The 22,686-nt window shown below is 67.7% G+C and carries 16 protein-coding genes; 7 read left to right on the plus strand and 9 right to left on the minus strand.

Translation table 11 applies throughout. From position 1 onward, the window contains the following. Positions 1-41 precede the first annotated feature (41 nt). The 8 genes from ACZ5XO_RS10535 to ACZ5XO_RS10570 all read right to left on the minus strand — a co-directional run bounded on the left by ACZ5XO_RS10535 (position 42) and on the right by ACZ5XO_RS10570 (position 8,896). Positions 42-524, minus strand: coding sequence for a hypothetical protein (locus tag ACZ5XO_RS10535; RefSeq protein WP_464162311.1), 483 nt, complete (start codon positions 522-524; stop codon positions 42-44). Between the two features lie 108 nt (positions 525-632). Next, on the minus strand, positions 633-1,406 hold the full coding sequence (locus tag ACZ5XO_RS10540) for a hypothetical protein (RefSeq protein ID WP_464162312.1): 774 nt from the start codon (positions 1,404-1,406) through the stop codon (positions 633-635). A gap of 429 nt (positions 1,407-1,835) precedes the next feature. Next, on the minus strand, positions 1,836-2,492 hold the full coding sequence (locus ACZ5XO_RS10545) for an energy transducer TonB family protein (protein ID WP_464162313.1): 657 nt from the start codon (positions 2,490-2,492) through the stop codon (positions 1,836-1,838). 94 nt (positions 2,493-2,586) lie between these two features. Further along, positions 2,587-6,159, minus strand: a complete 3,573-nt coding sequence (locus ACZ5XO_RS10550; RefSeq protein WP_464162314.1) for a TonB-dependent receptor domain-containing protein — start codon at positions 6,157-6,159, stop codon at positions 2,587-2,589. Positions 6,160-6,259: 100 nt separating this feature from the next. Beyond that, complete coding sequence (locus ACZ5XO_RS10555) at positions 6,260-7,198, minus strand: FecR family protein (RefSeq protein ID WP_464162315.1); 939 nt, start codon at positions 7,196-7,198, stop codon at positions 6,260-6,262. A gap of 68 nt (positions 7,199-7,266) precedes the next feature. Beyond that, on the minus strand, positions 7,267-7,791 hold the full coding sequence (locus ACZ5XO_RS10560) for an RNA polymerase sigma factor (protein ID WP_464162316.1): 525 nt from the start codon (positions 7,789-7,791) through the stop codon (positions 7,267-7,269). Between the two features lie 74 nt (positions 7,792-7,865). After that, positions 7,866-8,618 carry a hypothetical protein gene (locus tag ACZ5XO_RS10565; RefSeq protein WP_464162317.1) on the minus strand — a complete coding sequence of 251 codons (753 nt, stop codon included), beginning with the start codon at positions 8,616-8,618 and terminating at the stop codon, positions 7,866-7,868. After that, positions 8,615-8,896, minus strand: a complete 282-nt coding sequence (locus ACZ5XO_RS10570; RefSeq protein WP_464162318.1) for a helix-turn-helix domain-containing protein — start codon at positions 8,894-8,896, stop codon at positions 8,615-8,617. Before ACZ5XO_RS10570 ends, ACZ5XO_RS10565 begins: the two co-directional genes overlap by 4 nt. 78 nt (positions 8,897-8,974) lie before the next feature. Between ACZ5XO_RS10570 and ACZ5XO_RS10575 the strand changes: the two genes are divergently transcribed. Together ACZ5XO_RS10575 and ACZ5XO_RS10580 are read left to right on the plus strand one after the other, a co-directional pair. After that, complete coding sequence (locus ACZ5XO_RS10575; RefSeq protein ID WP_464162319.1) at positions 8,975-11,041, plus strand: TonB-dependent receptor domain-containing protein; 2,067 nt, start codon at positions 8,975-8,977, stop codon at positions 11,039-11,041. Between the two features lie 76 nt (positions 11,042-11,117). Further along, a complete protein-coding gene (locus ACZ5XO_RS10580; protein WP_464162320.1) occupies positions 11,118-11,495 on the plus strand; it encodes a MerC domain-containing protein in 378 nt (125 codons plus the stop codon). A 197-nt stretch (positions 11,496-11,692) separates the two neighbouring features. On the opposite strand, the gene ACZ5XO_RS10585 is transcribed toward ACZ5XO_RS10580, so the two are convergent. Next, positions 11,693-17,425 (minus strand): autotransporter domain-containing protein, encoded by a 5,733-nt coding sequence (locus tag ACZ5XO_RS10585; protein ID WP_464162321.1) that lies wholly within the window; start codon positions 17,423-17,425, stop codon positions 11,693-11,695. 484 nt (positions 17,426-17,909) lie between these two features. Here ACZ5XO_RS10585 and ACZ5XO_RS10590 point away from each other — a divergent pair, with 484 nt between their 5' ends. The 5 genes from ACZ5XO_RS10590 (at position 17,910) to ACZ5XO_RS10610 (ending at position 22,682) form a co-directional block, all read left to right on the plus strand. Beyond that, positions 17,910-18,290 carry a GntR family transcriptional regulator gene (locus tag ACZ5XO_RS10590; RefSeq protein ID WP_464162322.1) on the plus strand — a complete coding sequence of 127 codons (381 nt, stop codon included), beginning with the start codon at positions 17,910-17,912 and terminating at the stop codon, positions 18,288-18,290. Next, positions 18,287-19,210, plus strand: coding sequence for an ABC transporter ATP-binding protein (locus ACZ5XO_RS10595; RefSeq protein WP_464162323.1), 924 nt, complete (start codon positions 18,287-18,289; stop codon positions 19,208-19,210). The genes ACZ5XO_RS10590 and ACZ5XO_RS10595 overlap by 4 nt, the downstream gene beginning before the upstream one ends. Continuing rightward, entirely contained in the window at positions 19,207-19,926 is a 720-nt protein-coding gene (locus ACZ5XO_RS10600) for a hypothetical protein (RefSeq protein ID WP_464162324.1), read from the plus strand. The genes ACZ5XO_RS10595 and ACZ5XO_RS10600 overlap by 4 nt, the downstream gene beginning before the upstream one ends. A gap of 2 nt (positions 19,927-19,928) precedes the next feature. Continuing rightward, positions 19,929-20,579 (plus strand): DedA family protein, encoded by a 651-nt coding sequence (locus tag ACZ5XO_RS10605; protein WP_464162325.1) that lies wholly within the window; start codon positions 19,929-19,931, stop codon positions 20,577-20,579. A gap of 144 nt (positions 20,580-20,723) precedes the next feature. Continuing rightward, positions 20,724-22,682: a S9 family peptidase gene (locus ACZ5XO_RS10610; protein ID WP_464162326.1), complete on the plus strand. Its 1,959-nt coding sequence runs from the start codon at positions 20,724-20,726 to the stop codon at positions 22,680-22,682. Positions 22,683-22,686: the final 4 nt, after the last annotated feature.

Consider the following 22,686-nt stretch of genomic DNA (forward strand, 5'->3'; position numbering starts at 1 on the left):
CCACGGTGAACGGCCAAGGTAGAACCTGTCGGCGCGCCTCGTCACGCTTCCCTTGCGTCGAAGAGCGCTGCGGTCATGTTTCGGATCAATGCGGTCGCGGTTTCGTGGGTAAGGCCGCTGACCAGGACGATCGGCCGGCTGTCCGACCGCAAACGCACGCTCGCCTGGTAGCTGACGGCCATCTGGGCGTTCCTGAGTGCGGCGACGGCGGCTCCTGTCCGTCCGGACGCCCCGGCGTCGGGATGGGTCGCGACCAACTCCACGATGTCGGCAGCCGCATAGAGGCGGCCGTCAGCCACGACTCCCGATGGACTGACCAGGATGTCTTTGGGCTTTCGGTCCCCGTTCTCCTGCACCCATCGCGCCCTGAGTTTTCGGCTCTGCACAATCCAGGCGATCCCCAGCCCGATGAAGGCGATCCCGACGACGAACAGCAGCAGCAAGACGCCGACGCCTATCGCCCCCACGCCCAGCATCATGATCTGCCCGGCGGCCTTGTCTCCCGGATAGGGAGCCGGCGTCACGCTGAACAGGACATCGCCGTCCTCTTGGCGTCGATTGTAGTGTGATCCCACGGTTCTTTCCTGTCTTGCCGCCGCCCCCGACGGCCGTATGGCCGACGGAGCCTGAGTTCACCTGTCGTCCCGAAGGTCGCCCCAGTCCTCGCGCTCCTCGCGCGGAATCTGGGCGGTCGGACAGTGGGTGTGGATGTCGCCGTAGGCGTTGACGAAGCTGGTGCGACCGGAGACGCTGATGACCAGATCCGCTCCCTGGAATCGATAGCGATCGCCGCCCAACGCCTCCACGCGCTGAACCCGCCGACCGCCGTCGAACGAGGCCACCCGCCGCTCGTCCAGGTACATCAGCACGCCGGTCGGATCGGCGGCGGCTTCGGCGCAGCTGACGCCGATGGCGTAATAGCCCTTCTCGATCGGCGGGAACGCGACCGTCCCTCGCGCCTGTGCGGTCGCACCGCCCGCAGCGCGCCCTTCGGGCGTCAGCGTGCAGATGCGGCCTTCGGCCGACGTTCCTCCGTCGATGTAGGCCCGCCCGTTCCAGCGCTGGAAGCTGACGCAACCCGTCTCGTCTCCACTGGCGATCTCGATGTCGGGCCAGGCCAGCCCGGGCCGGGCATGGAATCCGTAGTTGGCGAAACGCGCCTGGAAAGCGATCAGCGACGCCCATTCTCCGCTCGTGCGGTGCAGGACCGTGACAAAATGCTGGTTCATGCCCCAGCACTGATCGCCATCAGCCTTCACAACGGCCTCCAACCGACCATCGCCGTTCAGGTCCCGGACGTCCTCGATCTCGGCCCACACGTCCTCGCAGAGGTTCTCGGCGTCCTCGAGATCACGCCAGGTCCAGCGGTTGTCGGCTTGCAGGTTAGAGAAGCCCGCCGCACGCATGACGGCGCTCCGGTCCGGCGCCGACAAGCCCTGCCCGATCTGCGCCCCCGCCCCGCTCCCCGCATTCTCTGCAGTGGATGGCGCTGTCCTGTCGCTGCCGTTCGCAACCGATGGCGAGTTGCAGGCGGCAAGGGAAAGAAGCGCCGCCAATAGCGTACATGCGCCCCATGACATCGATGAAGAGGGGCGATCCAAGTCGTCGCCCTTCTTCCGGCTCGAGGCCGTCAAGGAATTGGATGGGCCAGTCGGTCTTGCCATGCCGTTGTCTCCCGCTTCTGACGGAGACAGGCTAGGCGCGCTCATCGTGAAGTCTTGACGCTGCCCTCAAGATTTTCTGAAGCCTTGACCTTGGCGCACAGAGGGGCCCGCCAGCCCAAGCCGAGGTCGAAGCCTTGTTCCGCTAGTGACGCGAGGCAACGGCGACCAGGTTCATCGGCGTCGCATGAAGAACTCGACCGGCACGGACAGGCTGACGGGGTCGCCGGAAATTTCCGGCGGCGGCTTGGGCAGGGGCTGGGCGCGGCGAAGCAGGGCCACGGCTTCGCGGTCCAGCGCCGGGTGTCCTGAGCTGCGCTCCAGGTCCGCCGAAAGAACCCGTCCGTCCCTGGTCATGGTGAAACGGACGTAGGCCACGCCTTCGCGCCGCTGAGCGCGAGCTTCCGCCGGGTATCGTTTGCGTCGTTCCAGGTGGGCCAGCAGCATCCCCTCCCACGTCTGCGCCGAGGCGGCGACTGCCGCCGGGGGCGCGGGACGCGCGGGCGGCGCCGTCGTCGCGGGCGCCGGCGGCGCCGCGGAAACCTGCGGCGTCGGCTCAGGCGCCACCTTCAGGGGCAAGGTCTCCACACTCACAGGGACGGCCGCTGACGGACGCGGCTGGATCGGCGGCCGGGGCTGAACCGGCGCAGCGGCGGCCTCGGTCTGTTGCGGACCCGGCGGCTGCTCCGAAGGCGGCCGGGGCGGGGCCTGCATCTGCACCAGCTCCACCTCGAAGACCTGATCCGGAATCTGGACCACGTCGGGACGCGCGGCCCAGAAGCCGCTCGCGATCAGCAGGGGCGCCGCATGCAGAAGCAGCGACGCCGCCACTCCACGCCCCCAGGCGCCACGCCGGCGACATGGCCGCCGCGCCGGAGTCTCACCCCCGGCGGCCGTCAACGCCCCGCTCATCGCCATCCCCGCCTCAGAACCGGAAGTTCAGGCCGATACGCACGGCGTGCAGGTCCAGGTCGCTGGATGCGCGCCGTCCCTCCTCCACCGACGACGTGCCGACATGCTGGACGGTTTCATAGATCGGCCGTTCACGGGGCTGACAGAATGAAGCATCGATGGCGCATAGCCAGGCCATGTTGGGATCCTTCGACGGGTCATAGATTTCGACGCCGATCTGGCGCTGACTGGTGTAGTCCGCGCCGGTTCCGGCTCTCGCCTTGGCGAAGTCGAAGTCCTGCTTGCCGAAGCGGCTGTAGTTGTATTCCGCACGAAGGGACCAGCGGTCGCTGAGGGCGTATTCGGCGCCCGCTCCGATCGAGACGCCCTTGCGCGTCACCGAGGCGCGTTCGACGAAGAAGATGCTGGTCTCGCTGCCCAGGGGCGCCGAGACATGGCCCGAGTTGGAGATATACTGATCGCGCGACTGGGTCTCATGTGCCAGCGCCAGGCCGCCTGAACCATAGACCATGAAGCGGTCGCTGAAAGCGTAGCCCAAACGAGCGCGGACGCCTGCCGTCCAGCTGACTTCAAAGGCCCGGTCGGCTTCCAGATAGCCCTGCCCCGCCATGCCCGGATCAAGGGACAGGGTCTTCACCCGATCGCGCAGATAGGTGCGGCTCCAGTCCGCTTCGACGCCGACCACCCAGCGGTTCTGAAGCTGATGATTATAGCCGGCCTGCAGCCCCATCAGGCCGCTGGGCGCGTTCCATTTCGCCGCCTCGCGCGCCGCATTGGGATTGGCGGCCCCGTTCAACGTGGTCGCGTTGCCCGTCGAGGAGGCGGACTGGCCCCCGCCGTACGCCCCCAGATAGAAGCCGGTCCAGTCGCGCGTAACCTCGCCCGGCTCCAGGCTGAAAGGCTCCAGCCAGTTGATCGGCTGATCGCCGCCGAACTGCTGCGTCAGGCTGAAGGAGACGGTGCGCCCCGGCCCCGGCTGCGTCACCAGACCCAGCGGGTCCATGTAGTAACGGTCGAACAGATTCTCGACGCGCAGGCTGGCCGTCAGCCGGTCCGTGACGCGATAGTCCGCGAACAGATCGGTCAGGGTGTAGGGCTTCCAGTCGACCAGGGCGACGAACTGGCCCGCGCCCTGGGCCGTCACATCGCCGTGGCCGATGGCGCGCGGCCCGGTGTGCTGCACCCGACCGCCGACGGTCAGCCGCTCCTGCATCAGCTTCTGCGACAGGGCCAGTTCGAGGCTGTACTCCGGCGGCACGTGGTTGGTGGCGTAGTCGCCGTACAGGGACTTCTGACCGCAGGTGTCCGCCGTGCGGCAATACTGGATGTCGAGGTAGTAGTTGGCGGCGAAGTCCGCCGTCAGGCCGCCCAGCTCATAGCGGCTGCTGAACTCCAGCCCCTCGAAGCGCGCCTGATGGATGTTCTCGATGTTCAGGGCGATCGTCGGCTCGGTGCGGACGTTGCGGGCGATGTAGTCGTCCACGACCCAGTGGAAATACCCCAGCTTGAACTGGGCGCGGTCGCCCTGGGCCAGCAGGTCGTTGCGGATCAGATTGGCGCCCAGCTCCCAGTTCTTCGACCGTTCGGGCTGAATCTGCTTGTTGGCGACGAAGCTGTTGAAGGCCGAAATGGTCTCGGTCAGGCCCGGCGCCCGCAGGGTGCTGGAATAGTTGAGATAGAGCTGCGCGCCCTCCATAGGCCGCAGGACCAGGCCCAGCGACGGGCTGAAGCCGCCGTCGTCCATGCGGACGTCCTGCTTCTCCGGCGCGTTCTGATAGACCTCATAGGGATCGTAACGGTCCTCGGACCAGTAGTGGGTGTAGCGCAGGCCGCCGTTCAGCGTCAGCCAGTCACGCGGCGTATAGGCGCCCTTGGCGAAGCCCGCGACCTCGTGCCGGAAGCCGTCGCGCGGCGTGTTCCAGCCCTCCAGCACGGCCGTATGACGGCTGCCGCGCGTGTCCTCGCCGCGATAGGACAGGCCGTAGGTCAGCTCCAGATCCCCGCTGTCGAGGAAGAAGCGCGAGCGGTTGCTGACGTCCACGCCCCACAGGTCGCTGTCGGAGCCGACCCGGAAGTTCTCGTCCAGCCCCAGGCTCTTGGGCGTCGCCAGACGCCCGCCGCGGATCGGGTTGCGCAGCTCCAGGTGCGACCAATAGACGTTGGCCTTCAGGTCGATCAGGTCGCTGTCGGACGGCGCCCACAGATAGCGGGCCGTATAGGCGTCCAGCAGGGTTCCCGCCGTGCGCGCCTGCTGCTGGGCCTGGCCTTCCCGACTGGTCTGGCGCGACGCCAGACGATCCCCCGCCTCGCTGCGGAAACCGTTGTAGCCCAGTTGCACGACCTGGCCGTCGCCGAACCGCGCTGTGGCCTTGGCCAGCCAGGACTGGGTCTCCAACTGGCTGTTGAGCACCTCTTCGCCGGCGCGATAGTTGGCCAGACCGGCGTTGATCATGGTGTTCGGCTGAATGCCGCTCCAGATCTTGGTGTCGCCGATGTTGAGGGGGCGCGCCACGGGCCCATGCTCGCCCGCATGGGAATTCCCCTGCTCGCGATAGGTGTAGCCCGCCAACAGGTCGATCGCGTCGCTGGAATAGGCGCCGACGACGCTGGCCCAGCCGCTGGTCGGCTCAAGCGCGCCGGGGCGGTCCATGCCCGTCTTGGACGGCTCCGCCGTGCCGACGACCGAGCGATAGACATAGCCGCTCAGATCCCCCGCCGTCGGGTCCGAGGTGTTGCCGCGCAACCCGCCGCGCACCCGCAGACCCCAGGTCTCGCCTTCGCGCACGATGTCGCCCGCGTCCAGGGTGCGGATGGCGACCGAGCCGGCGTTGCCGAACGCCGCCGCGTCGGCCCCCTTGGTCACATCGACGCCCGCGATGAAGTCCGGATCGATGAAGGTCCGGTTCGAAACCCCCTGATAGCCCTGATAGACGGTGACCGCGTTCTCGGCGCCGTCGATCTTGGTCGTCACCCGGCCGAAGCCCTGCAGACCCCGGATGTTCACATCGATGGCGCCCGCCCCGTTGCGCGCCTCGCCCGACAGGACGCCGGGCGTGCCGCGGAACACGTCCGCCGGGCTGGATCCGCGATAGCGTTCGATGCGGTCCGCACCGATCTGGGCGACCGGCGCCGGTTCGCTGTACACCGCGTCGTCGCTCAGCCCCGCGTCGCCGATCGCACCGGTCGAGGTCGTCGCCCCCTCCACCCGCACGGCGCCGAGCTGGATCACGCCGTCCCCCGCCGCACGCTGGGGCGCCGGCTCAAGCCGCACGGTTCCCGCCCCGGTGAAGCTATAGGTCAGACCGCTGCCGGCCAGGATGCGCGACAAGCCTTCCGACGACGACATCCGCCCGACCGCACCCGGCGAGCGCACGTCGGGCATGGCCCCGCCATAGACCAGGTTCACGCCCGTCGCCCGGCTGTAGGCCGCCAGGGCCGCGCCCAGCGGTTGCGGCCGGATGTCGAACGCCGTGTCCTGCGTCTGCGCCCAGGCGGGAGCGCCCGACACGCCGACCGCGCCCAAGGCCGTCGTGCCCATCAAGACGGCCATCATCAGAACCCGGCCGCCGCCCAATCTCGTCTTCATACGCCCCTCACGCGGGATAATCGGCGAGCCACAGACGCCCGCCCTTCGGTGAGAAAGACGATGGCGCCCCTCCGCCGTCAGGTGCGAATGAGATTTATTTTCATATTGGCGTCACAACCGCCAACAAGGAGCCGCCGCGCCGAATGCGCATCGGCGTCGCCTGGGCCAGGCGCTCCAGGCCCCGCGCGGCTTCGGTCGTGCGGGTGAGCAGGGTGACGGGCCGCGCCGCCAGGTCGTCGTCCAGAATCAAGGTGCGCCCGCCGGTCCAGCGGTCAAGGACGGCCGCCACGCGCCCCAGAGGCGCATTGACGAAGACCAGGCGTCCGTCGCGCCAGGCCATGCTGTCCTCCGACAAGGGACGCGGCGGCTCCAGCCCCGCTCGTCCATAGGAAAGACCATAGCCTTCCCTCAGGGTCGCGACGGCCTGTCCCATTCCGACCCGCACCGCCTTCGCCGTGACCCCGACACGCGCGCCGTCCGTCTCGATCGCCGCGGCGAAAGCCACCTCGCCCGCCTCGATCCAGCCGCCCGCCGCCTCCACGATGAAGGGTCTGGCGTCCGTCGCGGCCGGCCGGAACCACGCCTCGCCGCCCAGCAGGCGCAGACGACGACGGCGGGCGTTGAAGTCCACATTCACCGCCGTCGCGGTCGAAAGCTCGACAAGCGATCCGTCCGCCAGGGCGACGCGCGCCGTCTCGCCCGGCCGGGTCGCATAGTCGGCGAACGGATGCGGCCCCAGAGCCAGACGCCCGCCGACCAGGGCGACAGCCGCAGCCCCCCCGGCGCCGACCGCGCCGCGCAGCATCCTGCGTCGATCCATCGTCGGCTTCTGAACCGCCAGACTGGGCAGGTGCGCCGATGCCCCCCACAGGCGTTGCAGGCGCTCATAGGCGCGGGCATGGCGCGGATCGGCGTCGCGCCAGGCTTCAAATTCCGCACGAAGGCTGAGATCGGCCGGGTCGTCGTGCAGGCGCACGAACCAGGCGATCGCCGCCTCCGCCGCCGGGTCCGCCCCGGCCTGGCTCCGTCCTGCGCTCACATTCGTCTCTTATGTTCCAGGCGCCGACGCAGGCGCTCCCTGTCTAGGACGAAAGACCGCGTCCCTTGTCAGGTTTCTGCGTCGAAATCCATGTCCGCCGCCAGTTGGAGGGCCAACAGCGCCCGCCCCATGTGTTCGTGCACGGTCTGCCGCGACAGCTTCATCCGACGACCGATCTCGGCGAAGGACAGGCCCTCGATCCGCGACAGGCGGAAGACCTCGCGCGGACGGGCCGGCATGGCGGCGATGATCCGGTCCATGCGCGCCAGCTCGATCCGGGTGATCAGCACGCGCTCCGGATCGGGGCGCGGATCGACCACCGTCAGCAAGGCGTCGTCCCCGTCGATCGGCGGTCTGGCCGCGCCGCGCCGCCTATGGTCCACGATCAGATTGCGGGCGATGCGGAACAGATAGCCTCGGGCATTGACGATGGGCGCCCGGCTCTCTCGCGCCGTGGCCGCCATCCGCAGCCAACTGTCCTGGGCGATGTCCTCGCAGTCCTCGCGGTGACCGACCCGGCTTCGGACCAAGCCCTTCAGGCGCCGATCTGTCTCTCCGATCTCATCTTCGGACAGAGGGATGGGCGACGGCATGGCGCTGGTCCGAAATCGAAGGGAAGAAGGCCTCTAGCGTAATTGATAACGATTCTCAATAATCAAAAAAGCGATCAATTCATCGGCTCGCAGGCGATGACATAGTCCGCGCCATGCCGGAGGCCGCGCCGCTCCTCGCAAAGCGCAAGAGCACGCCGCCGCATGTCCTCGGCCGTCGCACGCAGTTGCGACGCCAGAGCCGGATCGGCCAGAAAGGGCAGGCGCCTCAACGTCATGTCCAACTGGCCATTCACCCATTTCGCCTTGTAGCGATTGGGAAAACGCCGCGCTGACAGCACCCTGAAGCCGGCGCCGGCGAGCGCGTTCAACGTCCACTCCGCCGGATATTCGCGATAGGGCGTTTCGTTCGCCAGCATCAGCACGGCGTCCCGCAGCTTGCCGATCTCGCGCACCATCTTGGCCTCGTCCGTCTCGGCAGGCCCGACGACGTAGGGGTCAAGCCCCACGACATAGAGCCGCCGTCCCGTCATGGGGCGCAGACGCCGCAGCAGCAGTTGCTGGAAATAGGGCGCGAACCCTTCCACCGCGCCGATCAGATAGTCGGCCAGAACCGTGTCGTGGACCTCGCCCGCCAAGAGACTCTCGTCGGTCCAGTTGCTGAGCAGCAGCCTGTCCTGCGGACGAAAGCGCGCGCCGACCGAGGCCCGCACCTGGTCAGCATGGCCGGCCGCGGCGGTCACCCCGGTCCAGGCCTCCGTGGTCAGAGCCGTGCTCCAGAGGCTCGAATTGACGCCTGTTCCGGCGTCCAGAAACCGCCCCCAGGGCAGGTCTCCCTGCAAGGTCTCGACGTGATCGAACAGGCTCATTGCGCCTCCGCCTGGGCAGGTCGAAGCGCCGCTCGTCGGATCAGTCGCACGTCCAGATCATGGCCCATGGCGTCCGCCAGACGCACCGCCGCCTTCAGGGTCATGCGCTCCTTGTCCCTCAGCCACAGGCAGACCTGCCCGCGCGGGACGCCCAGCCTTTTCGCCAGATCGGACTGGCTGAGGCCGTTGGCCCGACACGCCTCGAAAGCCCGCCCGATCATTCGCCAGACCTCGGCCTGCACCCGCTCGGCCTCCGCCGCCGCTCCCTCGCCCCTCATTCCAATCTCCGCTCAAGTTCGCTTGATGAATGTTACGATATAACATAATAGCGACTCTCTTCATGAACGGGGAGCGTCATGCACTCAAGATCGATCCTGCTCGCGGCCGCGAGTTTTTCAGTAATTTCGACGACGGTCTGGGCCGACGCCCTGCCCCAGTCCGGACCGGCCACGACCCGCGTCGATGATGTGGTCGTGACCGCCGACGCCCTGGGCCGGTCGAGCAAGGAGGTGGTGTCCAGCGTGGCGGTGCTGCGCGGCGACGAACTGGTCCAGCGACGGCAGTCCACCCTGGGCGAAACCCTGAACGGCCTGCCGGGCGTCAACTCCGACACCTTCGGCGGCGGCGCCAGCCGTCCGGTGATCCGCGGTCAGACGGCGCCGCGCGTAAAAGTACTGACCGACGGCTCGGCCCTGATGGACGCCTCCGAGGTCTCGCCGGACCACGCGGTGTCAGGCGAGCCCCTGCTGCTGGAAGGCGTCGAGATCCTGCGCGGCCCCTCCGCCCTGCTCTACGGCGGGGGCGCCATCGGCGGTGCGGTCAACCTGATCGACAAGAAGATTCCGACGCGCATCCCCGAGAACGGCGGCGAGGGCGTCGCCGAGTTCCGCCTCGGCACGGCGGACAATGAAGAAGCCGGCGTGGTCGGCCTGACCGCCGGGGCGGGGTCCTTCGCCATCCGCGTCGAGGCCGCCGGGCGCCGCACCGACGACTACGAGGTTCCCGACTTCGGCGAAGCCACGCTGGACGGATCCTTCAACCGCAGCTCGACCGCGACGCTCGGCCTGTCGTGGATCGGTTCGCGCGGCTATCTGGGCGCCGCCTATACGGAACAGCGCAGCGAATACGGCCTGCCCGGCCACAGCCACGAATACGAGTCCTGCCATCCGCACGGCTCCAGCCTGCACTGCGGAGGCCACGACCACGGCGACGACGACCATGACCACGATCATGATCACGACCACGATCATGACCATGTCCCGATCGTAGACCTGATCAGCAAGCGCGTCGACATTCGGGGCGAGATCGAGGATCCGTTCGCCGGGATCGAGCGCATCCGCTTCCGCGGCGGCTTCACCGACTATCGCCACGACGAGATCGACGACGGCGAGATCGCCACCACCTTCACCAACGAGGGTTATGACGCCCGCGTCGAGGTGCAGCACGCCGCCATCGGCGGGGTGCGCGGCGTCATCGGCGCCCAGACCTCGCGCAGCGACTTCGCCGCCGTCGGCGCGGAGTCCTTCATCCCCGAGAGCCGGGCCGAGAACCACGCCGTCTTCCTGATGGAAGAATATGCGACCGGCGACTGGCGCTTCGAAGGCGCCCTGCGTCAGGAATGGCAGGACGCCCGCGCCCTGGGACGGGCCGACACCAGCCACTCGCCCTTCTCGGCCTCGGCCGCCGCCAGCTGGACCTTTACGCCCGGCTATGTCGCCACCCTGTCGGTCGCGCGGTCGCAGCGCGCCCCGACCGCTCAGGAGCTCTATGCGCGCGGCGTCCACCTGGCGACCAACACCTATGAGATCGGCACGGCCAGCCTCGACGTCGAAACGGCCAACTCGATCGAGCTGGCGCTGAAGAAGACCGAAGGCGCCACCACCTTCGCCGCCAGCCTCTATCACTACGACTATGACGGCTACATCTTCGCCGACACCCTCGACCAGTTCGAGGACTTCCGCCTGATCCGCTACACCCAGGCCGACGCCCGCTTCACCGGGATCGAGGGGCAGGTCACGCACGACTTCCGGCCGGGCCTGTCGGCCACGGTCTTCGGCGACTATGTCCGGGCCGATCTCAAGGGCGACGGCGGCGACCTGCCGCGCATTCCGGCGGGCCGCCTGGGCGCGCGCGGCGACTTCTATCAGGGCACCTGGTCCGGCAATCTCGAATACGTCCACGTCTTCGAACAGGACCGTATCGCCGCCTTCGAAACCACGACCCCCGGCTATGAGATGGTGAACGCCACCCTCGCCTACGACGTGGGGCTGGACCGAGTCGGTCTGGGCGACATCGACGGCCAGATCTTCCTGCGCGGAACCAACCTGCTGGACGAAAAGGCGCTGAACCACGCCTCCTTCATCAGCAATCTGGCCCCCTTGCGCGGACGCAATGTCGTCCTCGGGTTCCGCGCCCGGTTCTGATCCCTCCGCCTCCTCCCCCCGCCTGGCCGCGGCGTCGTCACGACGTCGCGGCCGACCTTCTCCTGAAAGGATCGCCATGACCGTTCGCGTCCAGACCTGGGGCGACGCCGCCGCCATCGGCCTGTCCTGCCTGTGCATGGTCCACTGTTTGGCCCTCCCCCTCGCTGCGGGACTGCTGCCGGTCCTGGGGCTATTCGCCGAGGCCCCCTGGGTGCATTGGGCCTTCGCCCTGACCGCCGCCCCCATCGCCGCCTGGACGCTGACGCGCCCAACGCCGGACGGTCGTCGCGCCTGGCCGCTGATCGGCCTGGGCGCGCTCGGCGTCGCCCTGCTGTTCCTGGCCACCGCCGAATGGCCGACGCACGAGGCCGAGACGCCGATCACCGTCGCCGGCGGCCTGCTGCTCAGCGCCGCCCACCTGATGAACTGGCGCCGCAGGCCGCACGCCCACTGACATCGTCGGATGGCGCGGCGATGGGACGGTTTAGCCCGCGGCCTCTCCACACCTCTGCAGCCGGCGCAGAACATCATCCGCATTGCGACGAAGGGGCGCTCAGCCGCCAGGGCTCCGACAACGGATGCCGTCTCGCTTCACATCCGCCCTTTCATCAAAAACGATAGGGGCCGCGGTTTTCGCCGCGGCCCCCTGTCCTACCAGCCGTAGTTCAGGCGGATTTCCGCACCGTGGCTTGCGCTGGCGTCGCCGAGACTGGAGCGATAGCCGAGGCTGAACATCAACTGATCCGTCAGCGACCACTCAGCGCCCAGATCGATGTTGATCGCATTGCGCGACCAGGCGTCCAGCGGAACCAGATAGGTCGGACTGGCGGCCCAGTCAGCGTAACGCACGCCCTGCATCCCGACATCCTCCAGCTCATGCGACCATTCCATACGGGCGCTGGGAACAATCTGGCCAAAACGGCGGGTCTCCACCGTCCAGCGCCAGGCGGCGCCGAAGTTGGCCGACAGGCTGCTCTGCTCGACCTCATCCCAGATCAGGGAGCCGTAGCCCCCGCCGGTTTCGGTGAAGCCGTCCAGAGCGATCTCGCGGGCGTCCATGCGGGCGTAGAGGTCCGTGGTCATTCCTCCACCGCGCAGCAGCCGCCCGAAGGCCGCCGAGGCGAAGCGGACGCCGCCCGACCGCTCCGACGCCGAATAGCCGTCTGGTTGACCGCCCAGGCCTTCCGTCCAGCGGCGAGCGTCGAAGTCCAGGTCGGCGTAGCCGACCACGCCGTCGATATAGAAGGCCTCGGCCGGACGCCAGCTGGCGTACAGGGCGCCGGTCAGGGCCGATCCCCTGGACACCGAGCCGTTGTCGCCGATCTTCGTCTTGTCCTCGCCGTAGCCGAGACCGCCGCCGACGATCAGACGATCGAAAACCCGCACGTCCAGGCCCGCCGTCACCCCCTGGGTGCTGAAGCGGTAGTCGCGTTGGCCGGCGGCGTCCTGACGGCCCCAGTCCACCGAACCGGCGGTCCAGAAGCCAACGGCCAAACCCCCTTCGGCCCCTATTCCGGAACGGCCTGAAGCCGATAGGGCGCTCCGACGATCATCAGAGACGCCGGCCGCTTCCGGCTCGACCTTCCGGTCGCCCCAGACATCCAACCCCAGCATGTCGCGCGAGCGATCGTCCATGGCGCCCGGGTCCATCTGGTCACCGCCGCCGAGCCGGCGCCGCAGGGCCGCACGTGGATCATTATCCTGATCGTTCTGGCCGCCGAAGCCGATATTCAGGCTCAAGCCGTTCGACGAGCCGTTGGTCCCGTCGTGCAACGTCTGCAGGCGACGCTGGAAATTGTTGAGCTGGACGTCGGCGAAGCGCCTGGCCGAGGTCACCTGCGCCGTCGCCACGCCCCTCACCTCGGCGTTCTGGGACGGATCCGGCCGGGCCTCGACCGCAATGGTCAGGGTTCCGTTTGTCGTTCCTGCGGCATTAGTCAGGCTGAAGGTCGTCACGGCCTGTCCACTGAAGCCTTCGTCCGGCGTGAAGGTCAGATTCCATTCGGCTCCGTCCCCCGTAACGACGGCCGTTCCGGCGTTCGCAGGATTGATCGACACCACGGCCGCCCCGGTAAAGGGACCGCCCACGGTGTTGCTGATCCGCACGGTGATCGGCACGCCTTGCAGCGTTTCCGCCGTCAGCGCCTGAGCGCCAGGCGCCAGGTTGGAGGTCAGGTCGATCCGACCGGCCGCCGAAGAGCCGAACGGCAGATCGACGACATAGTCGAGCGAGGTCGCGCCGCCGTTGGCCACGCCCGGCGTGAAGACGATGTCCAGACCATCTATGGTCGCCGTTCCGAAGGCCGGAGCGCGCGTGATGCGCACCACATTGAACGGGCCGCCGACCAAACCCGCCGTCGGCGACAGCCTGGCCACGGCGTTCGAGGTGATCGCGGCCGTCAGGTCCGGCGCCTTGCCCGCCACCTGGAAGCTGAAGGTCACGGGGGCGGAATCGCCGCCGGGCCCATAGGCCACCACGGTCACGGTATCCGTCCCCATGAAGTTCGCGGCTGGCGCATAGATCAGTTGGACGCCGCCCGCAGCTTTCGGCGTCGCCGAACGTTCCACGGACGCGGGCCCCGCCTGTCCGCTCTCGATCAGTTCCGCCACGCCATGGACACTGGTCACGGTTATGCGGAAGCCATCGATGACACCCTGACTCACAGCTCCAAGATCGACGGCGATCGAACCGCCGCCCTGGGACGGAGGCACGACGACCGGATCGGTCGGCGCGGTCACCACCGGAGCCGCCGGCGTCGCCACTGTCAGGGACACCGTCGCTGGGGTCGAAACGCCCCCAGGACCCGTCGCCGTGTAGGTGAAGCTGTCCGCGCCATAATGAGCTGCGCTCGGCTTATAGGTGATCACCTCGCCCGCTACGGTCACCGAGCCGTGCGCCGGAGGCGAGGCGATGGCGATGCTCGAACGCACGCCCGTGATCGAACTCGACAGGTCGATGGCCGTGCCCGCGTCGTTGTAGGGGATCGCTACGCCGCTCTTGTCAGCCGCGACCGGAGCCGCCGGCGTCGCCACGACGATGCTGACCGTCGCAAGATTGGAGGTCCCGCCAGCCCCGGTCGCCCTATAGGTGAAACTGTCGGGGCCGAAATAGCCGGTGGTCGGGGTGTAGGTCACCACATCGCCCGCGATCGTCGTCGTTCCGTGCTGCGCAGCGGCGCCGAGGACGATGCTGCCGTGCGGACCGCCGGTGATCGCGCTAGACAGGTCAATCGCCGTGCCGCTGCTGTTGTAGGGCACCGAGACCCCCGGCTTGTCGGCCGCGATCGGCGGATTGATGAAGGTGAAGGCGCTGGAGGTGGTGCTGGTCTGACCGTTGACGGTAACCGTCACGGCCACCGGCCCCACGCCGACGGCCGGCGCCGTGACCGTGAGCGAGGTCGCGCTCGCCGCGGTGACATTGCCGGGGCCGGCCGCTCCGAAGGTCACGGTGTTGTTGCCCGGAGTGGCGCTGAAGCCGGCGCCGCTGACGGTCACCACCTGGCTGACCGGACCCGAGTTCGGCGAGACGCCGGTGACAACGGGCACGACCACGAAGGCGCCGCTGCCCGCTGCGGAGGTGGTCGGATAGCCGCTCGGCGTGAACGCGCTCAGGCTGAATCCGGCGGTCGAGCCCGCCGTGACGCCAGCATAGCTGATCGTGACGGTGCAAGCCCCCGACGGGATGCTGAATCCGTTGAACTGGAAATTCGCGCCACTATCCGATCCGCTGACGCCGCAAGAGCCCCCCAGCGCGCCGCGGCTGACCAAGGAGGAACCAATGAACAGCGGAGCGATGCTGGGCGAAGCCGAAGCATTGGGATTGGTGAAGGTGATCGTCGCCACGCCGGTCTCGCCGACGCCGAGCGAAGACGACGAGAAACTGACCGACGCACTGATCGCGGTCGCAGCGCCGATGGTGAAGCTCTGCTGGACCTGGGGAGCCGCGTTCCAATTGGGATCGCCCGCCTGATTGGCGTTGATCACACAGGTTCCTGTCGACAGGAAGGTCACCGAACCGCCCGAAATCGAACAGACCGTAGCGGCGCTGGCGTCGATCAGCACCGTCGGCATCAAACCGGAAGATGCGGTTGCGGTCACATGATAGGCGCCGCCAACCATGGCATCGGTCGGCGCGGCCGTGGCAAAGGCGACCGTCTGGTTTCCCTTGGCGATGGTCACAGAGACGATCGGGCTGAGGGCTAGCAGCGTCTGACTGTCGGTGACACGGATCTGGTAGGAGAAGGAGCCCGCGATGGTCGGCGTCCCCGAAACGACCCCGGTCGCGGTGTTGAGGCTGGTCCCCGGCACTAAGGCACCGGCGTTGAGCGAGTAGACATAGGGCGCCACCCCGCCCGAGGCAGAGTTGGTCTGGCTATAGCTGGCGCCGACCTGCAGGCCCGATGCCGCGGCCGCGTTGATCGTCAAGGCCGCCGGGTTGACGGTGATGCTGTAGCTGGCCGTCTTCGTATAAGGACCGCCGCCGGTCGAACTGTCGGTGGCCATGATGTCGAAGTTAAACGTGCCGATGTCGGTCGGCGTGCCCGACAGCGTGCCGTCCGACGACAGGCTCAAGCCCGAGGGCAGCGAGCCCAGGGTTAGTGCATAGCTGTAGCTCGCTGTGCCTCCGCTCGCCGTGAAGCTCTGCGAATAACCCGTCCCGACCGAGCCGCCCGGCAGCGCGCCGGACGCCGGAGACAGGACAATGGTCGGCGCCGCGATGGTCAGGGGCGCCGAGGCGGTGCTGGTGTAGCTGCCGTTGCCGCCCGAGTTGTCAGTGGCGGTGACCACGATCATGCCGCTGCTGGCGGCCGTCGGCGTGCCCGAAATCACGCCTGAACTGTTCATTGTCAGACCGGCCGGCAGACCAGTGGCCGAAAAATTATTGTAGGGCGCATTGCCGCCGGTCATCGTGACCGCCGCTCCGCCGCTGTTATAGACCTGACCCACCGCGCCGGTCGAAGCCGGCAGGGTCACCGAGAAGACCGGGTCGTTCACCGTCATGAAGACCTGAGCGACGTTCGACGTGCCGCCCGCATTGGTCGCGACATAGTTGAAGGTGTCGGTGCCACGGAAACCGATCGGCGGCGTGTAGCTCATCAGACCTGAGCTATTGACGCTGACGCTCCCCCCGTAAGAGGAGGCGCCGACCTGGTAGCCGGTCGGGCTCTCGGTCGCGTGGGGCGCCGCGCTGAAGCTCGTCGCCGTGGCCGTGCCGGTGTTGTAAGCTAGGCTGCTGATGGCGAAAGACGACACCACGGGCGCTGGCGGGAGGCCGACCGTCAGGGCCGCCGTGGCGTTGGCGTTGTACGGGCCCGCACCCAGCGAACTGTCGGTCAGATTGACCGTCACAGTAAAGGTTCCGTTCACCGCCGGCGTGCCGCTGATGACCCCGCCGCTGGAGGTCAGCCCCAAGGGCAGGCCGCTGATGCTGTTGATCGTGTAGTTCTCCCGCCCGCCCGAGACGCTCACGACGCTTCCGCCGGCGTTATAGGCGCGCTCGACCGTGGCTGCGCTCGACGGCAGGGCGACCGTGATCGTCGGATTGCCGATAGTGACCGTCACCGTCGCCGGCGCGGAGGAGCCGCCGAGGTTGCTTGCCCTAAAGGTGAAGCTGTCATTGGCGTTCCGGAAACCCACCGGCGGGGTGTAGGTCGCCAGACCTGAGCTGTTGACGCTGACCGTCCCGCCCTGGGCCGTCGTCGTCGAACCGACCGCGAAACTGGTCGGCGCGCCTCCGCCCGTCAGATAAAGGCTGAGGTCGATGTTGGTCGCCTGGTTCGAACCCTCGTTGTAGGCGATGATCGAGCCATAGGTCTGTGAACTGGCGATCGGCGGCGCCACCGACGCCGAGCAACTGATGTTGAAGGTGACGCTGGAATTGTTGCGGCCCGCTTCGGCGGCGTTGGTGACGCCGTTCGCCGTATCGACCGAATAGTTGGTGACCGCGATGTTGAAGACGTCGCTCGCGGAGCCGACCGTAATGCTGCCCGAGCCCGAGGCGGCTATGGCGTTTTCCGTCGATCCCGATCGCAGCGTGAAGCCGGCCTGTTCCTGCAGGGTGACCTGGACATAGCCCGCGCCCGAATTGCGCGTCCAGTTGAAGTGGATGACTTCACCCGGCGCCAAGGGCTGGTTGAAGTCCGAATAGTTCGAGCTGCTCAGTTGCTCGCCGCCGTAGCTCTGGCTGCCGATGGTATAGACGCCGGACAACGTCCCCGGAGCGCTATTGCCCGCGCCGACGGCGATCTGGTTGTTGTTGATCGCCTGGCACTGCCCCGACAGCGCAAGGGCTCCCGTTGGCGCTGCAAGCGCCGTCACAGCCACCAGCATGCTCAGCGCGCGGCCGCGCGCACGGCCGAAGGCCGACTTCATAGCGTTCAGCATCTCAAAGCCCCCGAGCGCCTGTCTGCGCTTCTTCCCCATTGATCGTCAGGCGGCAGGCGCCGAGCGAACATCGATAGATACACATGTTGGGAGCAATGAAAAACGCCCTCCGTCCTAGACGCGGAGATATTCGTGCAGTTCGAATAGGGGGGGGCGCCCGCTGACATCGTCTCAGGCCCGCGTCAGCACCTCTCTTCCCGACCGCCAGAGCCCTGCACGCTATGGCGTGAGGTAAAGCCAGCGCCCTCCCCGATCGATCGGGGCGCCGCAGCAACGCGCCCTGATCGCAGTGAGACACCTCCGCTTGGGCTTCTGTCGCTGTGTCGGGCGCGGACGGCAGAAAGCCCCGCCGAACGTGTCAGCGGTTCTATCCGGCTAGAGAGCGCAGCATGGTGATCCCCGCCTAGGCACGCGCGTCTTCGGTTGCATTGACGACGGCAGCTTAGTGTATTAGTGAACCGATACACCAATCGGACGCCTGACTTTGCACTTTTCCATCAACCCCACGGACAGTCGTCCCATCTACGTCCAGATCATGGACGAGGTCCGGCGCGGCATGGCCTCTGGCGCGCTCGTCAGCGGCGACGCCCTTCCGTCTGTCCGTCAGTTGGCGACCAGCCTGAAGGTCAATCCCAACACGGTGGCCCAGGCCTATCGCGAACTCGAGCGAGAGGGCCTGGCCTATGTCCAGCGTGGCCAGGGCACCTTCGTCGGGTCCACGCGCCAGATCGACGACGACCGCACCGCGTTAGCCCATGAACTGGCGCAACGGTCGCTGGTCGAGGCCGCGCGCCTGGGCCTGAACACGGAACAGTTCATTCAGGCGATCCGCTCGGTCGACTCCTCGAAAGCCCCGATCAAATGACCACGCCCTTCCCTTCCATCGACGAAGCTCGTTTCGCCGTCGCGACCCGCGCCCTGTCCAAACTCTATGGGCGATCAACCGCCCTGAAGGATGTCGAACTTCGGGTTCCGCAAGGCGCCGTCTACATGCTGGCGGGCGAGAACGGGGCCGGGAAATCCACCCTGCTGCGCCTGCTTCTGAACCTGGAGCGGCCCAGCGGCGGCCAAGCCGAGGTCGCGGGACTGGCGGCGGACCGGCACGGCGCGCGCGTCCGCGCCCGCGTCGGCTATGTACCGGAAGGCTTCGGCATGGGACCAAGCTGGATGACTGTCGGGCGCTGGTTCGCCGAACGGGCCGTCTATTATCCCGCCTGGGACGCTGATTACGCCGCCGCTCTGTGTCGTCGCCTGGACATCGACGTCGCGCGGCGGGTCGGCCAGTTGTCCAAGGGACAGGCGCGCCGCGCGCAGATCGTGGCCGCCCTGGCGCACCGCCCACCCCTGCTCCTTCTGGACGAGCCTACCGACGGCCTGGATCCGGCGGCGCGCGACACTGTGCTGGAGCTGGTCTCGGATCATCTGTCCCAGACCGGCTGCACCATCCTGGTCTCCACCCACCTGATCTATGAGTTGGACGCCCTGGTCGATCAGGTCGGGGTCCTGTCGCATGGCCGCCTGACGACGCAAGCGTCCCGCGACGCCTTGCGCGACACGGTGAAAGCCTATCGCGTCCGCGCCTCCGAAGACTGGAAGGCGCCATCCGATCTTCCCGATGTCCTGCATCGCGGCCGGTTCGGACGGGAGCATAGCTGGGTCATCCGCGGCGACGAAACAGAGGTCGTCGAACGCATCGCCGCATCCGGCGGCGAGGTTCGGGATGTCGCTTCCCTCACCCTCCACGACGCCGTCGTCCATCTGATGCGCCAGGGAGCGGCGTCATGAATTCGAGCCTTCAGCACGAACCGCCGCGCGCGGCCGCCGTCTTTCAACTGCAGCTCAGAAAGATGGGCCGGATCCTGCGCCCCGAGCTGATCGGCCTCGCCCTGATCCTCAGCCCTACGGCGATCATGGGCCTCGGCCTGCTGATGCAACGTGACGCGGCCCTGGACTATCCTCAGGAGTTGAGCTTCCTGCTGCCAGCCGCCGCCTTCCTTCTGCCCTTCAGGCTCTGGAACAGGGAGCGGCTGTTCGATCGCGGCGACTTCCTGCTCATGCCTGTCGAACGCCGCAAGCACATCCTGATCAGGGTTTGCGCCGGCGCGGTCTGGGCACTGGGTCTGGCGGCGGCGGTCGTTCTTCTCTTCAATTTTCTGGCGCTGACGGCGGGTTCGCCGACCATCGGGGCGGCCTGGCGGGGGCTGGTTCCGCTGGGGTCCGTGGCGACGGCCTACCTGCTGGGCAGCGCCCTGGTTCTGGCCCTGCGCCATCCCCTGCGGTGGAGCGTCGGTCTGGTTCTCGCCTGCGCCTTGCTTTCAGCCTTCGATCTCGACGCGCCTCTGAAGCCCGCGACCCAGGCCGTCCTGCACGGCGACCTGGGGCTGGAGCGTGTGCTGACCGGCGGCGCCTCGAGCACGGTCTGGGCCGTCGCCCTGCTGTTCTGGTCGGGGCTGGGCCTGATCGCCGTCGCCCTGGCCTCCCTGCGTCACAGGGAGGGCTGAGAATGGAAGGCTTCATTCAAGACGCCGCCGCCTTCATCGCACGACACGGCGCCTGGGCAGGGCCGCTTCTGGGCCTGATGACCTTCGGAGAATCCCTGGTGCTGGTCGGCGCTTTCGTGCCGGCCACCGCCCTGATGGCGACGGCGGGCGTCCTGACGGCGACCGGCGTCCTGCCGCTGGCGCCGGTGCTGTTCTGGGGATGCCTCGGCGCGATCCTGGGCGAGGCCCTGTCCTATCATCTGGGTCGGCGCGCAGGACCGGCGATCTGGCGCCACAGACGCCTGCGGTCTCAGCGCAAGTCGGTGGCCCGCACCCGCCTCTATTTCCGGCGCTACGGCGCGGCCTCGATCTGTCTTGGCCGCTTCCTCGGCCCTATCCAGGCCGTCGTACCCCTGACGGCCGGTGCAACCGGCATGGGCAAGGGCCGCTTCCATACCGCCAATGTCCTGTCGGCCCTGATCTGGACGCCCGCCATGCTGGCGCCGGGCTATGTCGCGGCCGGCGGTCTGGGCGGGTGGAGCCCGCAAGTCCTGATACAGAGTCCCTTGCTCGGCCCCTGGATCACAGCCGTCCTCGTCATGGCTCTGGGCTGCCTGCTGATCGTCCAATCCCTGCTCAGCGATCAGCGAGGCCGGGCCCTGCACCCCACATGACCACATCCGTCTTCTTGCTAGTCGAGTTTCCTGAACTGCTTCTCGGCACGAGCCTCTGGCTCCTGATCTGCTTCGCCGTCGCCCTGAGCCGGCCACGCCCGCGGTCCTGACCGCCCTTCCATCCCTCCATCGCAGAGACTTTTCATGACCCGCTCACCAGCGCGCCTTTCCGCATGCCTGGCGTCCAGCCTCGTCCTGGTCCTGGCCGCGGGAACCGCCGAACCTGCCGTCGCCGCCCCCGTCGCCGAGTCCGCAGCTTCCAGACCCACCGCCTACACCGCCGCGCAATTCTACGAAACGGTCGACCACCGGCGGGCCGGCGGCTCCGGCCTCGCCTTTTCTTCCGACGGCCGTTTCGTCCTGATGACCAGCGACCAGTCGGGCGTGTTCAACGCCTACGCCGTTCCGGTGGACGGCGGCGCTGCGGTCGCCCTGACGACCTCGACCACCAACGCCATAGAGGCCCTGAGCTGGTTCCCCGCAGACGAGCGGATTCTGGTGATCTCGGACCGAGGCGGCGACCAACGCACACGTCTCTATGCGCGCGAACGCGACGGCGGCCTGCGCGACCTGACGCCCGAGGGCCGAGTCGCGTCGAACCTGCTGGGCTGGAGCGGCGACCGGTCCACGCTCTGGATCACGGCCACAGCGCCGAATCGCCGCGCCCCGGACATTCTGGCGCTTGATCCCGTCACCTACGAAAGTCGCCTGCTGTTCCAGAACCCCGGCATGCTGATCGAGGCGATCTCGCCCGACGGACGCTGGGTCGCCCTGCGTCGCCAATCCGGTTCGGCCGACAGCGACCTCTATCTCGCGGATCTGACCCAGGGCGGCGAGCCGCGCCTGATCACCCCCCATGTCGGCATGATCCGCCATCACGTTTTTGACTTCACGCCCGATTCCGCCGCCCTGATCTTCGGCTCTGACGGCGCGGGGGAGTTCGGACGGGCCTACCGCTACAACCTGGCCGACGGCGCGACCACCGAGGAACTGAAGGGCGACTGGGACGTCATCGCCGCCAACTTCTCACCATCCGGCCGATACCGGGTGTCCGCCTTCAACGCCGACGCTCGAACTGAGATGACCGTCACGGACGTGACCACCGGCGCGCCCATCGCCCTGAAGGGCGTTCCAGCGGGCGACATTGGGGCGGTGCGTTTCCGCCAAGACGAAGGACAAATCGTCTTTACCGTGTCCTCCTCCACCTCGCCTGCGGACGTCTTCATCGCCGACCTGTCGACGGGTGAGACCCGAAGACTGACCCAGGCCCTGAACCCGGCGATCAAGGAGGACGACCTCGTCGAGGCCGTGGTCGTTCACTACCAAGGCGAAGGCGGGGTGACGATCCCGGCCAACCTCTATCGCCCCAAGGGCGCCTCGACCGACGCGCCGACGCCGGGCGTGGTCATGGTTCACGGCGGACCGGGCGGTCAGGCGCGCCGCGACTATTCCCCCATCATCCAGCACCTGGTCAATCACGGCTACGCCGTCCTGGCGGTCAACAATCGCGGCTCGTCAGGCTACGGCAAGACCTTCTTCCGCATGGACAATCGTGCTCACGGCGAGGCCGACCTGCGCGACGTGGTCGCGGGCGGCCAGTGGCTGCGCGACCAGGACTGGGTCGCCGATGATCAGGTCGCGGTGATGGGCGCCTCCTATGGCGGCTATCTGGCCCTGGCCGCCCAGACCTTCCATCTCCAGGCCTTTGAGGCGGCGATCGACATCTTCGGCGTCACCAACTGGACCCGCACCCTGGGGGAGGCCGCGCGTCTGCCCGAGTCCCGACGCGCCGCTCTTTATGACGAGATGGGCGACCCCGCGACCGACGCCGCGCGCCACCGCCGCATCTCGCCCCTGTTCCATGCCGCCAACATCGTCAAACCGCTGCTGGTCGTTCAGGGCGCCAACGACCCTCGCGTCCTCAAGATCGAAAGCGATGAAATGGTCGCCGCGGTCAGGGCCAACGGAACACCGGTCGAGTATGTGGTCTTCCCCGACGAAGGGCATGGCTTCCGGCGACGCGAGAACCGGGTGGCGGCTCAGGAAGCCTATCTGAGGTTCCTGAATCGCTATGTACGCGCGTCGTCCAGATCGGAGCGCTAGCGGC

It is taken from the genome of Brevundimonas sp. T2-11 (assembly GCF_055397675.1).